Genomic DNA, 18,002 nt, shown 5'->3' on the forward strand with positions numbered 1-18,002 from the left:
CTCTTATCCATCATTATTTGGCATTATTTGGCATTATTCGACATTATTTGAATTTGGCGAGGATCGTTTCCACGTCCGCGTGCGGTTTAGGAATGACATGGACAGACACCACTTCCCCGACGGCGCGAGCGGATTCGGCGCCCGCATCGGTAGCGGCTTTTACCGCACCCACGTCGCCGCGAATCAAAATCGTGACAAGGCCAAAGCCGACTTTTTCATATCCCACAATGGTGACACCCGCTGCCTTAACCATAGCATCCGCCGCTTCAATCGCGCCTACGAGCCCTCTTGTTTCAATCATACCCAAAGCCGAATTATCCATAATTGAGACCTCCATTTTCAAATACAATGCCAATCAGTTAAGCAAAACATCCTATCGCCGAGTAGTTGTAAAGTTTGGGCATAAGCTAATTTCAAGTTTTTCTTATTTTGAATTTAACCTACCGGTGAAGTCGGCGATGCGCTCCACAGCGATCTTCAAGTTTTCCAGCGAATTAGCGTAGGAAAGACGAATAAAGCCCTCGCCAAAGCTTCCGAACGCTGTCCCGCCAGCCGCAGCTACCCCACCCTCCTCCAACAAACGATTCGCGAAGTCGCCGGAGCTCAGTCCGAAAGACGAGATATTGGGAAAGGCGTAAAACGCGCCATGAGGCAGAACACAGTGGATGCCCTTAATTTCATTTAAAGCCGCGATCAAGTACTCGCGTCTTTCCTTGAAGGCGGCAACCATTTTCTTCACATCATCCTGGGGGCCTTCTAGAGCCTCAATAGCTGCCCACTGAGTCATAGACGCGGCGCAGGAGTTGGAGTTCGCCATTAGCATGGTCATGTGCCCGGCCAGTTCTTTGTTCATTACCCCGTAGCCCAGACGCCACCCAGTCATGGCGAAGGTTTTGGAGAACCCGTCTAAGATGATGGTTTGATCTTTTATTCCCGGCAGAGATGCGATGGAAAGAGGTTGTCCCTCGAAAACGATCTGATCATAAATCTCGTCGGACATGACGTAAATGTCTTTACCTCGAACCAGGTCAGCGATGCCTAGAATGTCCTCACGGGAGAAAACACCCCCTGTGGGGTTTCCTGGATTATTGACGATTATGAGCTTGGTTTTTTCGTTGATGTCGCGTTTTAATTGGTCCAGGTCCAGGCGAAAGTCGTTTTTCTCCAAAAGGGGCATGGGCACCGGCTTAGCTCCAGAGAACTTTATGACGGACTCATATATAGGAAAGCCGGGGTTGGGGTAGATCACCTCATCGCCGGGTTGGGTCAACATCAGCATGGTGTAGAACATGATGGGCTTGCCGCCCGGAACCACCACCACGTTTTCCATGTCCACATCCACTTTTTTATACTCGCGGCAGTGTTTCGCAATGGTCTCGCGCAAGGGTGGAATACCAGCAGTAGGAGTGTAGCCGGTCTTGCCTTCATTTAGTGCCTTGCAGGCTGCGTCGATGATGTTTTGCGGAGTCTTAAAATCTGGTTGCCCAATCTCTAGGTGAACGACGCTTTTACCATGAGCCTCCAGGGCGTTAGCTCTGGCCATGATGCTGAAGGCGGATTCTGTGTGGAGCAAATTCATTCTGTCGGCTATGCGGTTTTTCATTGTCAGACCTCCTTATTAATAAACGCGATTGATGATGTTATTGTTCAGGAACATCGCTAGATTGGCAGCGGAGATGTGCACCACTGGGCACGGCGGGCTAAATCGGCCCGGGCAAAAAGGATTTTTCGTATTTGTTGATAATTTTGTCCAGCTCACCGTGAGGACTGGCGATCACATGCGACCCCACGACTCGCCCAACACGATTACCGGCCACTTCACCAGCTTCTACAGCCGATTGCACCGCAGCCACGTCACCGGTTAAATTCAATGTAATGCTAATCATTTTGTCGACACCTATGACGCGGTCACAGCCTATCAATGTGACATCCGCGCTTTTTGTCGCGGCGTCTAGAGCCACCATAGCTGTGGATAAACCAATTGCTTCTATCAAGCCTAAAGCCATTTTATTTCACCCCTATCGCCTATGGTTTGCCAAATCATCTAAGCTGATCATCCGTGTCTCTTGAACAGGACCCTGTTTTTGGCAGCGGACAGTGCGGGCGAGGTCGGAAGAAGGATTTTTTCTTACTGGTTCGCGAATTTCTTGAATCAACATTGATTCTTCTTGCTCGGACAAATGCCCCGCAACGCTGTCGGTGCTTGGTGTACTACGCGCATTTCGCTTCGATAGATTACCCATGACTTTTAATGTCAGTGTGTTCGCCAATGTGTTCACCCGCCCAGTTCAACCAATTTATCCACTTCGTCGTTAGGCCGCGCAATAACATTGTAACTGATTACTTCACTTATACGACTGGCCGCTTGCTGTCCGCTTTCTACCGCTGCTTGTACTGCCGCAACATCTCCGGTGACAACAACCGCCACCAGTCCTGATCCCACAATCTGAAAATCATAGACCTGTACACTAGCAGCCTTCAACATGGTATCGAGAGCTTCAATGGCTCCTACTAGTGATCTTATCTCTACCGTTCCTAGCGCTTCTCTCACGCAGTCTCACCCCTTTGTTTCTTTTTTAGCGGCCCTAGATACTTGTTGATATCCAAACTGTTCTCAAAACCTGGAATTTTCGCGCGCGCGTAGTTTTGAGACGCGGCACCCAATGGTTTCGTCGCGTCAAATCCGAGTTTGTCGGTCATTCCACGTTCCAGATGAGAAGCCTCCAAAGGAGACCCCAGAGCGCCCGCTATCATAACCAAATCCGTCGAGGCTTGAAATCTAGATGAGATGGCGAATTCCACATCCAGTGGATCGAAAATATCGACATCTTCGTCAACTACGACTACGTGCTTTATATCTTTGTAAGCGCCCAGTGTTGTTATGATCGCGCTTTTACCGTCTCCTGGACTGCGTTTTCGGATCGACACCACCGCGTTCAACCTGCACCCACCTCCGATGGTGAGATTGACATCCAGAACATCCACAACGCTACTGAGAGCCGCGTACAATTCGGCTTCTTTTATCATTCCATATACAAGATGTTCTTCACGGCAAGGAAACGCGTGTTGAAATATGTAGTCATTTCTATGAGTAACGGTCGTAATTTCCATGAGAGGAGACGTTCCCAGCTCACTATAGTATCCCATTAATTCCGCAAACGGACCTTCTTTCCCTTTCCTGCCTGGATGTATCACACCCTCAAATACAATTTCCGCGTAAGCGGGAACCTCAAAATCAATGCTACGGCATCGGACTAATTCAAGCGGCTCACCACGCATAGCGGAGTCTACGGCGTATTTATCCAACCCATATTTTTGAGAACCAATCTGAGAAGACAACAAAAACGCCGCGTCGTATCCAAGAATAACGGCACATTCCAATGTCTTGTTGTTTTTTTCGCATTCCGTCAACATATTGAGAAGATGAGGGGAGGCACCCGACACCAAGACGTTTAAAGAATTACCCTCATTGACTTGAAAACGACGTACCGCCATATGTGTACACCTAGAATCGATGTCTCGATACGCGATGATGCCAGCCGTGATATAGGGACCGCTGTCGCGCTCGTTTGAAATGGGAAACGGGCACAGGGCTCTTAAATCAATATTACCGCGGATGACATTCTCTTGAACAGGCCCTTTGTCGATAATGCGAGGCTTCCCAGGGTTAGCAACCGCATTCATGATTTTAAAGATGCGATCTTCCAAAGTCGTATTCAATAAATCACATATAATTCTCCTGTTTCCGTAAAGGGCCCCGGCTACACTCACTTTTGAACCTGTAACACTGCTGAACAATATAGGCTGTTCATTGCGAAAGTGGGATAGGACCGCACCGAGTTCAAATTTGGGATCGACAGGCACGGAACAAGTGACTAAGTCGTCGTTTTTTTTCAGTCGATCCAGCACTGCCCGCAACATTTGCTTTTCGGATGTCATATTTCCCGTCATATTTCCTCACCATTCCAACGTCGATAGGTTTGGTTTTCAATTTTCAACTGATCGAGAATTTTCCCCACCATAAAACTCACCAGATCGCTGATATCTTGTGGATGATTGTAAAAAGCAGGACTGGCAGGCAAAATGACAACTCCCATTCTTGCAAGCCTCAGCATATTTTCTAAATGAATGGGGTTATACGGCGTTTCTCGGACAACCATAACCAGCCTACGCTGTTCTTTAATACAAACGTCCGCTGCTCGTGTAAGTAATGAATCGGAAAATCCATTTGCGATAGCGGACAAAGTTTTCATTGAACAGGGAACAACAGCCATGCCGTCCGATAAATAGCTACCGCTGGCGATGGCGGCACCAAGATTATGGTTGTCATGAAACACGTCACAATATTCCTTTAACTCCTGCAAACTGACCCCGCACTCGTGTTCCGTAACATTCACGCCCATATCCGATACCACAAGATGTGCTTCAATTTCCATTTCTCGAAGCATCTTCAGCAAAGCCAAGGCATAAATCGAACCGCTACCGCCTGTGATACCCACTATAATCCGCATGTCCCCCATCCCCTATTGCGTTCAGCAAAATGACTTTCGGGACTTTCATTTAAATCTCCATAAGATGCGTCTCTAAAATTTGACTTTGACGAAAATCTTCCAAACTTAATGAATACAGGAAACTTTGAATGACCGCTTCGAGCTTGATGGGTCCCACAAGCTGAGAACCTGTGACGGATACGCCAAAGCGTTCAGCTTCTCTGCGGCAAAAGTCAAACACACGCTGAATAGGAGTATTCATGCAGTCGAACATGTTCATAGACACGACTACGCCTTCATGTTCAGGAAATTTTATCCCAACCGCGCGGATGGAGGAAAACCCACCGCTGGGACCCCGTACCGCTTTGGCTATATCTTTAGCAATATTGAGATTTTCTGTGTTGAGAAAAATATTGTAGGCTGTCAATCCGTTGGCTTCACAACTTACAATGGTGCCACCCGCTTTATCGTTCAACAGACCATCAATGCTGTAATCCGGTTTTCTTCCCTCATATTCCTTCACTCGCTCAGCGTCTGATTGGGTGTCCAACAACAATTGGCGCAAGCCTTCGTATTGCCCTTTCCGAATATATGCGAAAGACGCTCTTTCAGGAGTACGCGCGTTTTCACCGGCAAAAAACACCGGGATTTTGGTTTTCTCAAAAAACTCCTTGCCAATCTCTTCTGCCAGAGAAGCGCATTCTTCCAGAGAAATGTTCAAAAAAGGAAAAATAGGCAGAGTATCCTGGGCTCCTATACGTGGATGACTTCCTTTTTGAGCGCTCATGTCGATTAACTCCGCCGCTTTCGCTCCCATGTTGACCAGGGCTTTTTTAACCGGCTGCGGTTCACCGATAAACGTAACGACAGTACGGTTAAAATCATGTTCCGGTTCGACACTGATCAACTTTACCCCGGAAACTTTAGATACTTCTGCTGTGACCTGATCGATGATATTTTTATCTTGTCCATTACTGAAGTTGGGAACAGCAAGAACATATTGTTTTTTCTCGGACAACACAAACGCCTCCAGTTATTGCCCCCGGCTTTGCGGGGGCGTCAAATTTGGTTACGATCCTTATAATTGTTCAAGCTCAGGAGGGCAGAGCCCATTTGGCCAAAAGCGGCCTCACTGGCCCCCATTCTTATTCTTCTTATTCTTCCAGCAAAGCGATCGCTCGGATAGGCGATCCCGAACCATCACGGATTTTTAGGGGCAATCCGAAAAATAAAAAGCGCCGCCCCACTAAAAGATGAAGATTACAGAGATTTTCCGTATTCGTTATGCCATATTCTCCACAGATCATATGTCCCGAAAAATCCAAATCTTCAGTATGATCAATAGACGGAGCATCCACGCCGATGTTGACCACGCCGTTTTCGGCAAGCCACTTTGCTCCCTTGTAACTGAGTCCGCTATAGGTAGTTTGCCATTTTTCCGTACCGAAATTATGGTCGTAGTGGCCGGTATACATCAAAAATATGTCTCCTTGCCGAAGTTCCTGCCTGGATTTTTCGACCGCGGATTCCAGGTCTTTGGGTTCAATGTAACGATTGACTGGAATGCTGGAGAGATCCACACAAATCGCGCTTCCCCAAAAATATTCAAGCGACATATGGTCAATAGTAAGTCCGCCGGGCTTAAACTCCGACACGGCGTCCGTATGGGTGCCGGCGTGTTCACTGATCAAGAGATTCCGGGCGGAAAAACCCAGCGTTTTGCTTCCTGTTTTTTTCATGTTTTCTTCATAGGACATGTTGGTCATGATAAAAGTGGGCTGGTGCATCGGGAATATGGACATGCCCTGATAAATGTCCTGCGACAAATCCACTAATTTCAATGGCATATGACTTCCTCCAAGCAATAACATTAAACAACAAAATAAACGCCCAGGGGACAACTCGACTGAATAAAATCGAAGAAATCGAATTGTCCCTGGGTGCTCCATGCCTTACTCTTCTTCTTTCAATAGGATATTCAGTATGAAAGCTACGATTGTACCTGCGGAAATACCGGAAGAAAACAGTGCTTTCACGATACCGGGAAGCCCCTTTACCATTGCGGGCCAGCTCTCTATCGTCTCAGGAAGACTTGATATGAGTTCCGGACGCATGGTAACACCCAGTCCTATTCCGATTGCCGATGCGATGATCAGCATATTCCGGTTGTTGAACTTGACCTCCGAAAGCGATTGGACACCCGCAGAAGCCACTGTACCGAACATGAGGACTCCTACCCCTCCTAACACCGGAGGAGGCATGATGGAAACCACGGTAGCGAGCTTTGGAAACAGGCTCAGTATCACGAGCATGACGCCTGCCGCGATGGCGACCGATCGAGACGCGCATTTCGTGAGTGGAATAAGCCCCGCGTTTTGACTGAAAGTCGCAACAGGCCCAGAACCCAGTATGGGAGAAATCAGAGATCCAAAGCCATCAGCGCGAACGCCATCCGCAATGATCTCATCGGTCATTTCGCTCTGCGTCATATTGCCGATACTCTGTACAACCCCTACCGTTTCAATGACGGTGACTAAATATCCCGCAATAAAAGGAATCACGAACTTCGGGTTGAAGTCGACGCCATATCGAAAAACCTGAGGCATGGCAAACCACTCCGCTGCTGCCACCTGACTGAAATCCACTAGGTCAAGAGGAATGGAAATCAAGTACCCTACAACAATTCCAATAAGGATGGAAGCGTTACTAATAATCCCCTTGCCATAACGATTCAATAAAATTGCAACTAAGAACACAAAGGTGGCAAGCATGATATTGATTGGAGCACCGTAATTGGGAGATCCTACACCACCTCCGACCCAGTCGAAAGCGACCGGCATGATCGTTACGCCTATGAGGGTGATCACCGTTCCAGTGACAACCTGTGGGAAAAATTTCATCAATGGTTTGACGAAATAACTCAAAAAGATCTCCAGTAAGGCCCCCAACATGGATGCGCCGAAATAGCCTGCCATACCGCCTCCCATCGTATTGATGATGGTATAAGCCGGCGGGACGAAACCAAAGTCGGTTCCCATGACAGTAGGCATCCCTGTGCCCACACGAAATGGTTTTTTGAATATGCCGCGGGACTGAATGATAGAAACAATCCCCGAACATAGCAACGCAGCGCTGATAAGGTAACTGGTTTCATGAACGTTCAGACCCGCAAACCCCGAAAGGACAAACGGCACTGCCACAATGCCCCCAAACGCGGTGACGATATTTTGGAACCCCAATAAACATGTAGTCAGAAACGGAGGTTTGTCTTCAAGGCGGTAATTTAATTTGATATTGGACATTCCATCTGCTGTTTTGTCCGTATGTGTCATTATTGCCTGGTCGTCTGTTGCTTGCATAGTGAATTCTCCTTCGTGTAGAAAATTTTCAGCAATCAAAATGCAACTAACGAATGAGACATCAAGTAGGAAGCAAAAAACAGTATACGCATAAAACATCTGGATAAACATATACAAATAAACGTGCTATCGCAAGTTCTTCTGTACGATGACTCAGGTGTTTTTTGAAAGTTATTCTCTAAAGAAACGCTTCTTAAACAAATATTTTTAAGAATAGAGCTTCTTATACTCCTCCAACGTAAGCACTTCGCCAAAAATGCCAATATCGACAAGCCCGGCTTGGTGCATCTCCTCCGTTTTAGACGCTGTGCAGTCGCTGATGCAGCGAACCTTGTACGTGTGATAAAGCGCGTCCGAAGCGGTGGAACGGACGCAGACGTTCGTCCAGGTTCCCGTGACGACCACTGTGTCGATTCCTTCTTCCCTCAGGAACAAGTCGAGATCCGTGTATGCGAAGGAGCTGTGTCGTCTTTTTTGAACGATGTAATCGCCCAGCTCTTCGTTGGGGCGTAGTTCGTCGATGAAGTCCGATCCCCATGTGCCTTTAACCGCGTGAACCGGACGCACGCGAAAATCTTTATCGTTTTTCCGGTGCGCTTCCTCGATGAAGACGACTTGAATGCTTTTTTCGTGGGCAAATTTGATCAGATCCTGAAGTTTGGGAATAATCGTAAGGCCAGCCGGACAAAAAAGCGCGCCTTTCGGATCGGCAAAATCGTTGAGCATATCAATAATGAGAATCGCGTCTTTACTCATTTCTTCTCCTTCTCCTTTTCCGAGATTGAACTAGAAAATCAATTTCCGCGGTAAAGAACTGATGGTTTGGCGCTTGACATATTTCCCAAAGCCAGATTGGGCTACGATTCCTTTTTCTTCCGTAAATACGTCTTCGCCCCGCACAATGGTCCGTACAACTTTGCCCTTGAGTTTCATTCCGTCCAACGGAGTGTATTTGTTCAGACATTGAGTCTTCTTTTCGTCGATCGTCCACTCTTTTTCCAAGTCGATGATCGTGAAATCTGCGTCGGAACCGATGGCTAACGCTCCTTTTTTGGGGTACAGGCCGTAATGTATAGCGGGAGATGCGCAAAGAATCTCTACAAGGCGAGAAAGCCCAATGCGCCCCTTGTTGTAGCCTTCACTCACGATCACCGGTACCATCGTCTCCACGCCAGGAATCCCAGGAAAGGCGGTCCAAATGTCCATGCCCGCTTTATCTTTTTCCTCTTCGATACTGTAAGGCGCGTGGTCGGTGGCGATAAAGTCGACGCTCCCATCCGCGATACCTTTCCATAACATCGCATTGTCTTCAACGCGGCGGAGCGGAGGAGCTATTTTGGCGAAAGCCCCGTATTTCGTCATGGCGTCTTGTGCGTTCAAAGTTAAATAGTGCGCGCAAGTTTCGGCGGTGACTTTCAAGCCTTTTATTTTCGCTTCACGAATCAATTCGGCGCCAATTCCCGTGCTCATATGCACAACGTGGAATCGAGCGTCTGTTTCTTCGCTGTAGCTGATGCAGAGCTGTATCGCCACTTTTTCCGCGAGAATCTTTCGTGCTTCCGCCCACGCCGGGCCGTCTTTCCGTCCTGCTTCTTTTAATTTGTTCACATAGAAATCGCATATAGCGAAATTCTCGCAATGAACTCCGACCGCAAGACCTGTTTTTGCGATTGCCGCAAAGCACTCCAGCATTTCCGGATCAGTGACGCGAGGATAGCTAGGCACAGAGGGAGTCATGTAAACTTTGAATGCGCACACGCCAGCATCAGCCTGTTGCTGTACGACATCTAAAGCCCCATTGCGGACGTCTTCACCAGTGACCCCTCCCCACAAGGCGAAATCGACGATGGCTTGGGGTTCAAGGTGTGATAATTTGTAATTCAAATTATCAACGCTACGGACTGACGGTACACTACAGCAAGGCATGTCGATAATCGTGGTTACGCCTCCGGCGGCGGCCCCGCTGGTTCCGGTCAGAAATGTTTCGCGATGGGTAAAACCTTGATCCATGAAATGAGTATGAGAATCGATACACCCTGGCAAAACCAACTTGCTCTGCGCGTCCACGGTCCGTTTTGCCTCGATCTGCGCGTTCGCGAGGAAGCCGACAATGATTCCCTTGTCGACCAAAATATCCGTAATCACCGTTTGCTCTCCGTTGGGAACAGCCGCGTTTTTGATGAGAAGATCGTAACTCACTTAATCAACACTCCTTCTGTCATGATTGATTTAGATCTTGCCAGTATCTTCAAAGCGCTTAACAGAGGAAATTAGCACAAGAGCACACGCCTCCCTCTTTGAGTCAACTTTTTTGAAGAGTTGATTTCAACAAATATTCTTTCAAAACTTTGGCGATTCGCAATATAGATTCAATCGAGACATACTCGTCTGGCTGATGGAAGAACATCTCCTCCCCCGGACCGATAATGATGTACGGTACGCCAAGTCGAGGAACAAATATTGAAGCGTCGGTAAAATACCGTATCCCCGTCGTTTTCCATGACATTTTTAGTTTTTTGTAGATTTCCGCGAAAGTACATATCAAAGGCGCGTTTTCATCCATACCTAAAGCAGGGCGGTTCTGAGTGACATCGTAAGATATTTTTAATAGATCGTTTTCGCGCATCTGATCTTGAGCGATAGTATTTATTTTTTCGAGTATAGAAGTATGGTCGATGCAGGGAGAAGTTCGAATGTCGAAAGAAGCCTTGGTATATTCTGGAACGACGTTTGAATAATTGCCGCCGTGAAGGCTGGTGATTGTACAGGTCGAGTGGCCTAAAAGCGGATATTTCCCTTTTTTATGGAGCCATTTTGCAATGTTTTGAGCGAACAGGGCAGTTTGTTCGATGGCGTTGACTCCTTTATCTGGCATAGCGGCATGAGCGCCACAGCCCCTGGTTTCCACCGACAACCAAAGTGTTCCCTTCTCAGCCAAACCTATTTTTTCATTTGTAGGCTTGACCACCACAATCTCTGTCGCCTTGTCGAGATATCCGCCATCGCAAAGGCTCTTCGCACCGATTCCACCGTTCTCTTCATCCGCGGTAAAACAGAGCTGGATGTCTAGGACAGGCCGGAAATTATCTTCCAAAAGATTGAGAGCCGCTAAGAGGATACTTGTGACGCCCCCCTTCATGTCCGCGGCACCGCGACCATAAACTCGATCTCCATCGTGAAAAGCGGAAAAAGGTCCATATTGCCATTGGTGTCCGACATCGACACCCACCGTATCCAAATGACCGACAATCGCTATGGAGTGACTTCGATTTTTTCCAGGCAGGGTTACAATTAAAGAAGCTCTGTTATTCCCGTGCTCAAGAACAATACATTCAACGGGATACGTGCTGAACAAATCACATAGATAAAGCACAGCGTCTTTTTCGTCGCCGTATGGCTGAGGAGTTCGTATTCGTATCAATTGCCCCAAAATGTTTATAGCGCTCCGTTCTTCAAATTCCACTTGAAAAATCCCCTCTAGGTGTGTCGCCTTTTGATTTTGGGAAACTCTCGCTTTATACTGAACACCATTACTTACTTATTCTCAGAAACACTTGAAGTCGAAAAAGTTGATTGATGTTCACAAGGTAGATGGAAGATTAAGTATCATAATCATAAGAAGATGTTCTACAAAAGTCTTTGTCCATGAAGGATAAAATTTTTAAAAAAATTTTGCAAAAAACTACAATAAATTTCACCAAATTTCGCCATTCTTAATCATGGCAGAGCTTTATAGAGATATAGAGTCGGTTGATAATTGGATGATCATGATCTTTCAATTTGGTTTCAATTTGGAAATAGTCATAATGACGATGGGTAAGCACACGGAGAATTTAGGAGTGTTCCTGAAGTCTGTATATACGGAGGGCAAGAGAGAGGTTAAAACGTTCTTCTGAATTGGCTGGGTCAATGTTCAAAAGTTCCCAAATTTTGGCAGCTCTGTATTTGACAGTATTGTAATGCAAAGCAAGTATATGAGCAACCTTTTGTAGATTTCCACTGTTTTCTTCTATGCACAAGAGCGTTTGCAAAAGTTCTCCGTTTTTGCCGTGATCCTGGATGATGGGAGCCAATGTTTGACGACAAAAATCCGTAGCTGCATCGGTATTCGCCATCGTCGCCAATAAACGGAGCCCGCCTAACTGATTCCAAAAAACAATCTTTTCTTTTTCTTTTCCGGGAGAGCTTTCCAGAATCATCAATGCCTGCCGCGCTTCTTGGTAGCTTTTGTGGGCAAAAAGCGGTGATTTTCGACAATCCCCGACAGCGGCGATTATTTCGACTGCATATCGGTCTTGTATATCTTTGCGCAATGCGCCTAAAACTTCACGTAACCTGTAATGGAAGTGTCGTAAGTCATTCGCGTCGGGATTATAGGATAGAAGGAAAACAATAGAATGCGCTTCCTGCGAAAAGATAGATTGGGGAAAAAAGGCGCGGATTCTGACACAGGAAAGTTCCCAAAAGTCATGTGTCGCTAAATCTTTTTTGCCGATATATTTTCGAGAGAGAGCAATAATCAGACATATGACTCCACCGTCGAGTTGCCAATGAAATGTTCTGGCTCGATTGATCAATTCCTCTTGATGTACGATCCTGTTATACAAGAGATCTTGAACAAAATTGTTCCGGTATTCACTTTCCATCTTTTCTTGAAGTATTGTCTGCCTGTAAATCAACTGTATGGCCGCTAAACTGTTAACAAGGTTTTCTTCTTTAGTTTTTTCGGACGACGGAGAGGTGTTCAACAAGAGATAACCCAACAATTGGCAGGACAAACGGACCTCTTGAAACGCATAAAGCCGCATCAGTTCTTTTAAAGGATAAGTCGTAGCGCGTTCGCAAAAAAGTGGGGCGCCGGAACAAAATACGGCACCCGTCCGCATATCTTTCCAAGCGACATCAATACCGATATCTTCGCGTATGGCTTTTAAAAGTTTGTGTATGTCTTCTCCTTCTAACAAAATTTCTAGAAAACACGCAAAGGAATTCATGAAAGCACTTCCTCAGCTCAAAAATACACCATGCAATGCAGGAGTCAATATGCTGTTGTGCTGCTTTGCATTTTTAGAGGAGTAATAAAATCCGCCAGGCGACCGGAGGTTCGAAGTGAGTCACCCTAACTACCATAGTCGTCTGTATCAATATACGAATCTGTTTTTGAATACCGCATCGGTTTTCCCGTGCTGAATTTGAATCTCTGTTTTGGCAGCGTCGAGTTGGCTTTGGAATTTGAGGGCAGTATTTGTATCTGTAATGCTCGGAAGGTTTATCGTCACGTTCATGATCGCGCCCAGCGCGGCGAGATGGGCACATTCGATAGCCACTCCGCAATCACTGAGAACATTATCGTGCGCGACACTTGCCACGCTCTCCAAGAGTTTACAGCAAGTTATGGACAATTGTGTCGTCTCCATCGGTATTTGTGTTGCCTCAACCATTGCTGCCTCGATTTCCTTTTTTCGGGTCTCTTGCTCGTGCTCAGATGTTTTGGGAAGTTTGTAGGCTCTCATGACTTTGTTAAACGCGTCCGTGTCCTCGTCGGCCAGCTCAATAAAGCGTTTTTGCGCGATTGCTAGACTGTCCATCACTTCTAGAAGCAAATCGGAGGCTTCCGTTTTATTGGATCGTTGTAAAGTGAGCCCACATACCATTACGCCAAGCCCTGCAGCAAATGCCCCATTCACGGCCGAAATCGTTCCGCCGCCAGGGGCCGGAGATGACGATGCCAGTTCAGAAACAAATTCTTTCATAGATAAGTCCATTAACATGCTATTCTCTCCTTTATAATTTTGCTTTATAATTTTGCTTTTTATTTACGCGTAACAAACAACAGCGCCCCGTCTTTATTCGGAGAGAATTTAGCTTCCTCCAAAACTTTAAAGCTGCGCAGTTCAAAGCAACGTGTAAAAAAATCTTAGACTACAAAGAAGCAATTTACTGACCCCTCGGTCGATAAATTACTCCCTTGTAGCCTAAGACGATTAGGTCGTCCGGTCGAAACGTTCATACCAAATCAATGAACTTATACAAGAAAGTTATCAAATATTTTATTTTAATTTATTCTAACATCCCCAATTTAAATGTCAAGCAATTTATGTCGTTCTGTCGTTTTATCGAATTTTTCTTAACCTATTGACATTGGTTATCTTTTATTTCATCATATTGAGTTGTAGGTTTACCGCATGAAAGAGTCCTGCATTTTTTCCAGGACTCTTTCATTATGAAGGCGGCGTGGAAGTCTGGAGCTCCGACCCGACGGACGCGGACGGCTTTAGGGTTTATCACCATAAAGAGCTTGCCGGGCTTTCGTATCCAACAGGTGAAGCCTTGGGTGGCGTGGGACTTGGCCCGGAAATGTTGAAGGAGTTTATGAACATCATATAAACATCAAAAAACGTGCGGACACGGACGTATTTGATGAGATTTTTGATGAGATTATCGAAGAATATAAAAAAACCGCTTGCTTGGTGAAGGTGACCACCAACTGCTAGGTCATTCTCATTTGGTACAAGGCGAGATATTCGAGGAATGCCAATTGATGAGCGACGGTCTGTTTTGCGGCAATGAAAGCGGCTATCGTGACCCGCGCGCGAAAGAGTTTCGGGATGGCGCAAAGGATTGGACGCTGCTTTTCCAGATTGATTCCGACGACAATGCCGATGTTCTGTGTGGCGACTGCGGCATGGCGTATTTCGCCATTCGTAAGGCCGACCTTGCTGCCAGCGACTTCTCGCGGGTATGGGCGATGTTCCAGTGCTGCTGGAGCGGCGGTAACTGAATTGCAAACTTTGCGTAGTAGGCGTTCCCGAACCGTACCAAGATCAGAAAGAACGAAACCACTGCCAAAAGACCAACACTCACACCGATCCACTTCGCGGACCGACAGTACGAAACCCTGGATGGATGCGTGCATAGCGAGGAATGTTGGAGATGCCCACCGCGATCATCATATTGAAAATATTGAAAAGCCCCGTTCCAAGGGAGGCTGTGATAGCTATGGCGAGAAGATGCGATTCTCATCCAAGCTCATCCAAGCTCATCCAACGGCTGAAGCCGTTGGCTTTCTCATCGCTTTATCGTAACCCTGAGTGAATAGAAAGTATTTAAACACCTGAATCAACTGCTTTGAACTCTACGGGGTCATCCGCGCAGGGCAACATAATTGCCACCACTAAGCCTCCCGATTGGGCGTTCGATGCTTTGATAGTCCCGCCGTGTTTTTCAACAATACGTTTTGTTATCGCCAATCCGAGCCCGACCCCTCCCCGGGAACGTTCTCTTGCCTTTTCGGTGCGATAATATGGTAAAAAAATTTTCTCTAGATCTTCTTCCGAAATGCCTTTCCCATAATCTCTGATATTTACTGTGACATTATTACCTTTCCGATATGTATTTATTTCAATTCCACTTGATGACTCTGTATAATGGATAGCGTTATGTATTACGTTTCCTAGTGCCCGATTCAGAAGTATTACATCTCCTATGACGGCAACCTTTTCAACATTTACGGTAATAAATTTCTTTTTTTCTCCCTCCTTTTCCTCTTTCATTCGGTGTTCCGTATCGCTCCCAAACTGGACATCCTCAACGATGGAATTTATTACTTCATCCAGTTCTACAATTTCAGACCGCAGATTCATTTCGTCGGTGCGTGTTAGGGTCAGAAGTTCCTCTACCATCTTGTCGATACGCCTTATTTCCAACTCTATGCGGTCAATATACTTTCTAGGTTCTGTGCAGGATTTGTCCCGTAAAAGTGCGGAAGCAACCTCCATACGTTGTAAGGGAGATCGGATTTCGTGAGAAATATCGCTCAGGAGCCTTTTTTGAGATGAGATAAGATTTTCTACACGTTCGCCCATATTATTGAAGCGTCTGCCCAAGTCGGCGATCTCGTCACCGCGCCCAACTACACTCTGCCCTACTCTTGCGGATAAATCTCCGTTCGCCAGTTGAAGCGTGGTGCGTTGAAGTTCCGCGAGCGGAGTCATGAAATTACGCACGAGCATGAAGCTAAAAATGGCACAGAGAACGGCCACCATCAGAAATACCTCTACGTTGTGCCTTCTGGGGCCTGGCTTCGAGCCCACAACAATTTTTGTCCGGTCAGAATGTGAAACGGATGAAACGACAATTGGAGCCGGTGGATACTGCGTGTTGTCCGTTTCTTTCAATATATGTTCGACGAGCCACTCCGAATCAGGCAGGTAAAAATTTTCCCCATTTCGCCGAACACAGATCTTTAAGCCGCTCGCGTTTTCCATTGATTCCAGCCACGACATCAGAAGTTCACGCGGTATCGGTTCAGCCTGTTTTGCAAGTTCTGAAACGCTCCATTGCATATGGCGCATGACTCCCAACGGCATACCACTGCGCTGATCGCGGATCATACGGGACAGGGTGAAGAAAACGATGGGGAGAAAGAAGACCAGCAACATGGTGAGATATATTTTCCAGAACAGAGAAAACCTCGTTATTTTTTTCATAATAAAATAAAAAATCCCTCCCGGATAAAACCATCACGTCTCTTTTTCGGAGAAAACGTAGATGAATCCCTCGCCTCTTAATGTTTTGATGCGTTCACTTCCACAGGGATAAAGACCAATTTTGTGCCTCAACCGGCTTATATGTACACTCAGGCTCCTGTCAAACGGAGAGTGAGAATGTCCCAGAACACTGATGGACAACTGTTCCAAGGATATTTTTTTACCCGTGCACGAAAGTAGAGCTTCGAGCAACCTGAACTCGACGTTCGTGAGTGAAATACCGCGCCGTCCAATTCTGACGGAACGGGACCGAAGATCCATTTCGAGGTCTTCTACTCGCAGGATATCCTCTGAGGTCATTTCGGATAGACTGCCACGACGGAGCACGGCCCTGATCCTGGCCGAAAGCTCCCGCGTATCGAACGGCTTGCAGATGTAATCATCCGCTCCTGTTTCGAGCCCCACTATTCTGTCCAGCGGATCTCCTTTGGCCGTCAGCATGATCACCGGTATTGGCGAGGTATTCCTGATTTCTTTCAGGATCTCGAAACCACTGCGGCCCGGCAACATGACGTCCAGGACAATAATGCCATACTCCCCATCGGCCAGTATCTCAAGCCCTTTATTTCCAGAATGTGCGTATGAGAACCCAAAACCTTCCATTTGAAAATAATCTCCGAGCAACGCGCAGAGTTCCACGTCGTCGTCGATCATAAGTATGCTTTTAATTCTCTCTGCCTCCCCCTGTTTTTACATGTCGAGACGTCCTAATCATTAAAACACATCGCACGACTGTCTTTGCATTTCTTTACATTTTATGACATTATTTTACGTTTTTTTGCCGCATGTTAACGTTCTCCGTTCTATTCTGAATGTACGTTGATTGAGGCATTTTTTGAGGTTTTGAGGAAGTCCATTGATGTTTTTATTAATTGATGTTTTTACAAAATTTTATAACGGGAGGACATCATTATGAGCGTCAGTTCTATATCGAGCAGCAGTATACAGTGGGAGGAATATCTTGAAAGACAGAAGAAATTACAACAACAGACAACACGCGAGGTAGTATCGAACGGGTCGAGCGGAGCCGCTAGTGTGCCAGCAACGAACCCTGCGGAACTTTTAGCCGAACTTCAGTCGTTACAGGAAGATCCTGAAAAATTAAAGGCTAGAGCCTACGAAATGGCGCTTCAAGTGGCGAACGAAGCAGAAAACGCCAATGGTCCGCACGCAAAGATGCTCAAAGACCTGTCATCCGAACTCAGCGCCATAGCGGAAAGCGGAGATCTGTCCGCACTGGAGGAAAAAGTCTCCCAAGCCTCGTCGAGAGCAAAACCCGCAGGCATGAAATTTTCTGGCCCCGGCGGCATGAGCGGAGGCACGGGTGCCTCCATAAAGTGGATTGAGGCCCTTGTGGACGAAGAAGATGAAGACGACGAAGACGACGAAGTTTCTCTCACTGAGACGCTAGAAGAATACCTCGCCGAGCTAGAGGAAAATGAAAGCGACGAAAGTTCCGGCGCAGCTCTAAATCTGAAGGATATTGCGGCCGAAAATGCGGCAGCGAAGCTGCAAACTCGACTGACGAGTCGTTGGATCGAGATTTACGCCCAACAACAAGCACAATATTCCCAACTCAGTCTTTCGGCGTGAATTCGACGGAG

Annotated in this window: 20 protein-coding genes, 1 pseudogene and 1 riboswitch; of the genes and pseudogenes, 3 read left to right on the forward strand and 18 right to left on the reverse strand. The window is 46.6% G+C overall.

The genetic code is table 11. The features are described 5' to 3' along the window. Positions 1-43 precede the first annotated feature (43 nt). The 15 genes from LBJ36_07025 to LBJ36_07095 all read right to left on the reverse strand — a co-directional run bounded on the left by LBJ36_07025 (position 44) and on the right by LBJ36_07095 (position 13,620). Positions 44-322 carry a BMC domain-containing protein gene (locus tag LBJ36_07025; GenBank protein MDR1378790.1) on the reverse strand — a complete coding sequence of 93 codons (279 nt, stop codon included), beginning with the start codon at positions 320-322 and terminating at the stop codon, positions 44-46. A 102-nt stretch (positions 323-424) separates the two neighbouring features. Then, on the reverse strand, positions 425-1,603 hold the full coding sequence (locus LBJ36_07030; protein MDR1378791.1) for a pyridoxal phosphate-dependent aminotransferase: 1,179 nt from the start codon (positions 1,601-1,603) through the stop codon (positions 425-427). A 97-nt stretch (positions 1,604-1,700) separates the two neighbouring features. After that, complete coding sequence (locus LBJ36_07035) at positions 1,701-2,006, reverse strand: BMC domain-containing protein (protein ID MDR1378792.1); 306 nt, start codon at positions 2,004-2,006, stop codon at positions 1,701-1,703. A 12-nt stretch (positions 2,007-2,018) separates the two neighbouring features. Beyond that, complete coding sequence (locus tag LBJ36_07040) at positions 2,019-2,270, reverse strand: hypothetical protein (GenBank protein MDR1378793.1); 252 nt, start codon at positions 2,268-2,270, stop codon at positions 2,019-2,021. 5 nt (positions 2,271-2,275) lie between these two features. Continuing rightward, positions 2,276-2,551 carry a BMC domain-containing protein gene (locus LBJ36_07045; protein ID MDR1378794.1) on the reverse strand — a complete coding sequence of 92 codons (276 nt, stop codon included), beginning with the start codon at positions 2,549-2,551 and terminating at the stop codon, positions 2,276-2,278. After that, complete coding sequence (locus LBJ36_07050; GenBank protein MDR1378795.1) at positions 2,548-3,921, reverse strand: UbiD family decarboxylase; 1,374 nt, start codon at positions 3,919-3,921, stop codon at positions 2,548-2,550. The genes LBJ36_07045 and LBJ36_07050 overlap by 4 nt, the downstream gene beginning before the upstream one ends. A 26-nt stretch (positions 3,922-3,947) precedes the next feature. Beyond that, positions 3,948-4,511 carry a UbiX family flavin prenyltransferase gene (locus LBJ36_07055; protein ID MDR1378796.1) on the reverse strand — a complete coding sequence of 188 codons (564 nt, stop codon included), beginning with the start codon at positions 4,509-4,511 and terminating at the stop codon, positions 3,948-3,950. A gap of 49 nt (positions 4,512-4,560) precedes the next feature. After that, positions 4,561-5,511 carry a glutamate formimidoyltransferase gene (gene ftcD, locus LBJ36_07060; protein ID MDR1378797.1) on the reverse strand — a complete coding sequence of 317 codons (951 nt, stop codon included), beginning with the start codon at positions 5,509-5,511 and terminating at the stop codon, positions 4,561-4,563. Between the two features lie 133 nt (positions 5,512-5,644). Then, positions 5,645-6,337 carry a cyclase family protein gene (locus LBJ36_07065; protein ID MDR1378798.1) on the reverse strand — a complete coding sequence of 231 codons (693 nt, stop codon included), beginning with the start codon at positions 6,335-6,337 and terminating at the stop codon, positions 5,645-5,647. 105 nt (positions 6,338-6,442) lie between these two features. Further along, positions 6,443-7,849: a purine permease gene (locus LBJ36_07070; protein MDR1378799.1), complete on the reverse strand. Its 1,407-nt coding sequence runs from the start codon at positions 7,847-7,849 to the stop codon at positions 6,443-6,445. 207 nt (positions 7,850-8,056) lie between these two features. Beyond that, complete coding sequence (locus LBJ36_07075; protein MDR1378800.1) at positions 8,057-8,605, reverse strand: cysteine hydrolase; 549 nt, start codon at positions 8,603-8,605, stop codon at positions 8,057-8,059. Positions 8,606-8,635: 30 nt separating this feature from the next. Further along, entirely contained in the window at positions 8,636-10,048 is a 1,413-nt protein-coding gene (gene pyrC / locus LBJ36_07080) for a dihydroorotase (protein MDR1378801.1), read from the reverse strand. A gap of 103 nt (positions 10,049-10,151) precedes the next feature. After that, positions 10,152-11,312: a M20 family metallopeptidase gene (locus tag LBJ36_07085; protein ID MDR1378802.1), complete on the reverse strand. Its 1,161-nt coding sequence runs from the start codon at positions 11,310-11,312 to the stop codon at positions 10,152-10,154. 370 nt (positions 11,313-11,682) lie between these two features. After that, complete coding sequence (locus tag LBJ36_07090; GenBank protein ID MDR1378803.1) at positions 11,683-12,843, reverse strand: helix-turn-helix domain-containing protein; 1,161 nt, start codon at positions 12,841-12,843, stop codon at positions 11,683-11,685. A gap of 147 nt (positions 12,844-12,990) precedes the next feature. Continuing rightward, complete coding sequence (locus LBJ36_07095; GenBank protein ID MDR1378804.1) at positions 12,991-13,620, reverse strand: cyclodeaminase/cyclohydrolase family protein; 630 nt, start codon at positions 13,618-13,620, stop codon at positions 12,991-12,993. 180 nt (positions 13,621-13,800) lie between these two features. Beyond that, a riboswitch (purine riboswitch) is annotated at positions 13,801-13,902 on the reverse strand. Between the two features lie 181 nt (positions 13,903-14,083). Between LBJ36_07095 and LBJ36_07100 the strand changes: the two genes are divergently transcribed. Next, entirely contained in the window at positions 14,084-14,236 is a 153-nt protein-coding gene (locus LBJ36_07100; protein MDR1378805.1) for a hypothetical protein, read from the forward strand. A 76-nt stretch (positions 14,237-14,312) separates the two neighbouring features. Beyond that, positions 14,313-14,630, forward strand: coding sequence for a DUF1963 domain-containing protein (locus LBJ36_07105; protein MDR1378806.1), 318 nt, complete (start codon positions 14,313-14,315; stop codon positions 14,628-14,630). Between the two features lie 96 nt (positions 14,631-14,726). Here the strand turns inward: LBJ36_07105 and LBJ36_07110 are convergent. The 3 genes and pseudogenes from LBJ36_07110 to LBJ36_07120 all read right to left on the reverse strand — a co-directional run bounded on the left by LBJ36_07110 (position 14,727) and on the right by LBJ36_07120 (position 17,052). Continuing rightward, positions 14,727-14,859 (reverse strand): annotated as a pseudogene (locus LBJ36_07110) (ABC transporter permease). Positions 14,860-14,955: 96 nt separating this feature from the next. Further along, a complete protein-coding gene (locus LBJ36_07115; GenBank protein ID MDR1378807.1) occupies positions 14,956-16,290 on the reverse strand; it encodes a HAMP domain-containing protein in 1,335 nt (444 codons plus the stop codon). 81 nt (positions 16,291-16,371) lie between these two features. Next, on the reverse strand, positions 16,372-17,052 hold the full coding sequence (locus LBJ36_07120; GenBank protein MDR1378808.1) for a response regulator transcription factor: 681 nt from the start codon (positions 17,050-17,052) through the stop codon (positions 16,372-16,374). A 258-nt stretch (positions 17,053-17,310) separates the two neighbouring features. On the opposite strand from LBJ36_07120, the gene LBJ36_07125 reads away from it, so the two are divergent. Further along, positions 17,311-17,991, forward strand: coding sequence for a hypothetical protein (locus LBJ36_07125; GenBank protein ID MDR1378809.1), 681 nt, complete (start codon positions 17,311-17,313; stop codon positions 17,989-17,991). Positions 17,992-18,002: the final 11 nt, after the last annotated feature.

The organism is Synergistaceae bacterium, assembly GCA_031267575.1.
In the GTDB taxonomy this organism is placed as follows: domain Bacteria; phylum Synergistota; class Synergistia; order Synergistales; family Aminobacteriaceae; genus JAIRYN01.

Excerpts from the sequence above, each read along its gene's own strand:
- LBJ36_07025 (MDR1378790.1), bottom strand. The coding sequence starts at position 322 with ATGGATAATTCGGCTTTGGGTATGATTGAAACAAGAGGGCTCGTAGGC.
- LBJ36_07030 (MDR1378791.1), bottom strand. The coding sequence starts at position 1,603 with ATGAAAAACCGCATAGCCGACAGAATGAATTTGCTCCACACAGAATCC.
- LBJ36_07035 (MDR1378792.1), bottom strand. The coding sequence starts at position 2,006 with ATGGCTTTAGGCTTGATAGAAGCAATTGGTTTATCCACAGCTATGGTG.
- LBJ36_07050 (MDR1378795.1), bottom strand. The coding sequence starts at position 3,921 with ATGTTGCGGGCAGTGCTGGATCGACTGAAAAAAAACGACGACTTAGTC.
- LBJ36_07055 (MDR1378796.1), bottom strand. The coding sequence starts at position 4,511 with ATGCGGATTATAGTGGGTATCACAGGCGGTAGCGGTTCGATTTATGCC.
- LBJ36_07065 (MDR1378798.1), bottom strand. The coding sequence starts at position 6,337 with ATGCCATTGAAATTAGTGGATTTGTCGCAGGACATTTATCAGGGCATG.
- LBJ36_07070 (MDR1378799.1), bottom strand. The coding sequence starts at position 7,849 with ATGCAAGCAACAGACGACCAGGCAATAATGACACATACGGACAAAACA.
- LBJ36_07075 (MDR1378800.1), bottom strand. The coding sequence starts at position 8,605 with ATGAGTAAAGACGCGATTCTCATTATTGATATGCTCAACGATTTTGCC.
- LBJ36_07090 (MDR1378803.1), bottom strand. The coding sequence starts at position 12,843 with ATGAATTCCTTTGCGTGTTTTCTAGAAATTTTGTTAGAAGGAGAAGAC.
- LBJ36_07095 (MDR1378804.1), bottom strand. The coding sequence starts at position 13,620 with ATGTTAATGGACTTATCTATGAAAGAATTTGTTTCTGAACTGGCATCG.
- LBJ36_07115 (MDR1378807.1), bottom strand. The coding sequence starts at position 16,290 with ATGTTGCTGGTCTTCTTTCTCCCCATCGTTTTCTTCACCCTGTCCCGT.
- LBJ36_07120 (MDR1378808.1), bottom strand. The coding sequence starts at position 17,052 with ATGATCGACGACGACGTGGAACTCTGCGCGTTGCTCGGAGATTATTTT.
- LBJ36_07125 (MDR1378809.1), top strand. The coding sequence starts at position 17,311 with ATGAGCGTCAGTTCTATATCGAGCAGCAGTATACAGTGGGAGGAATAT.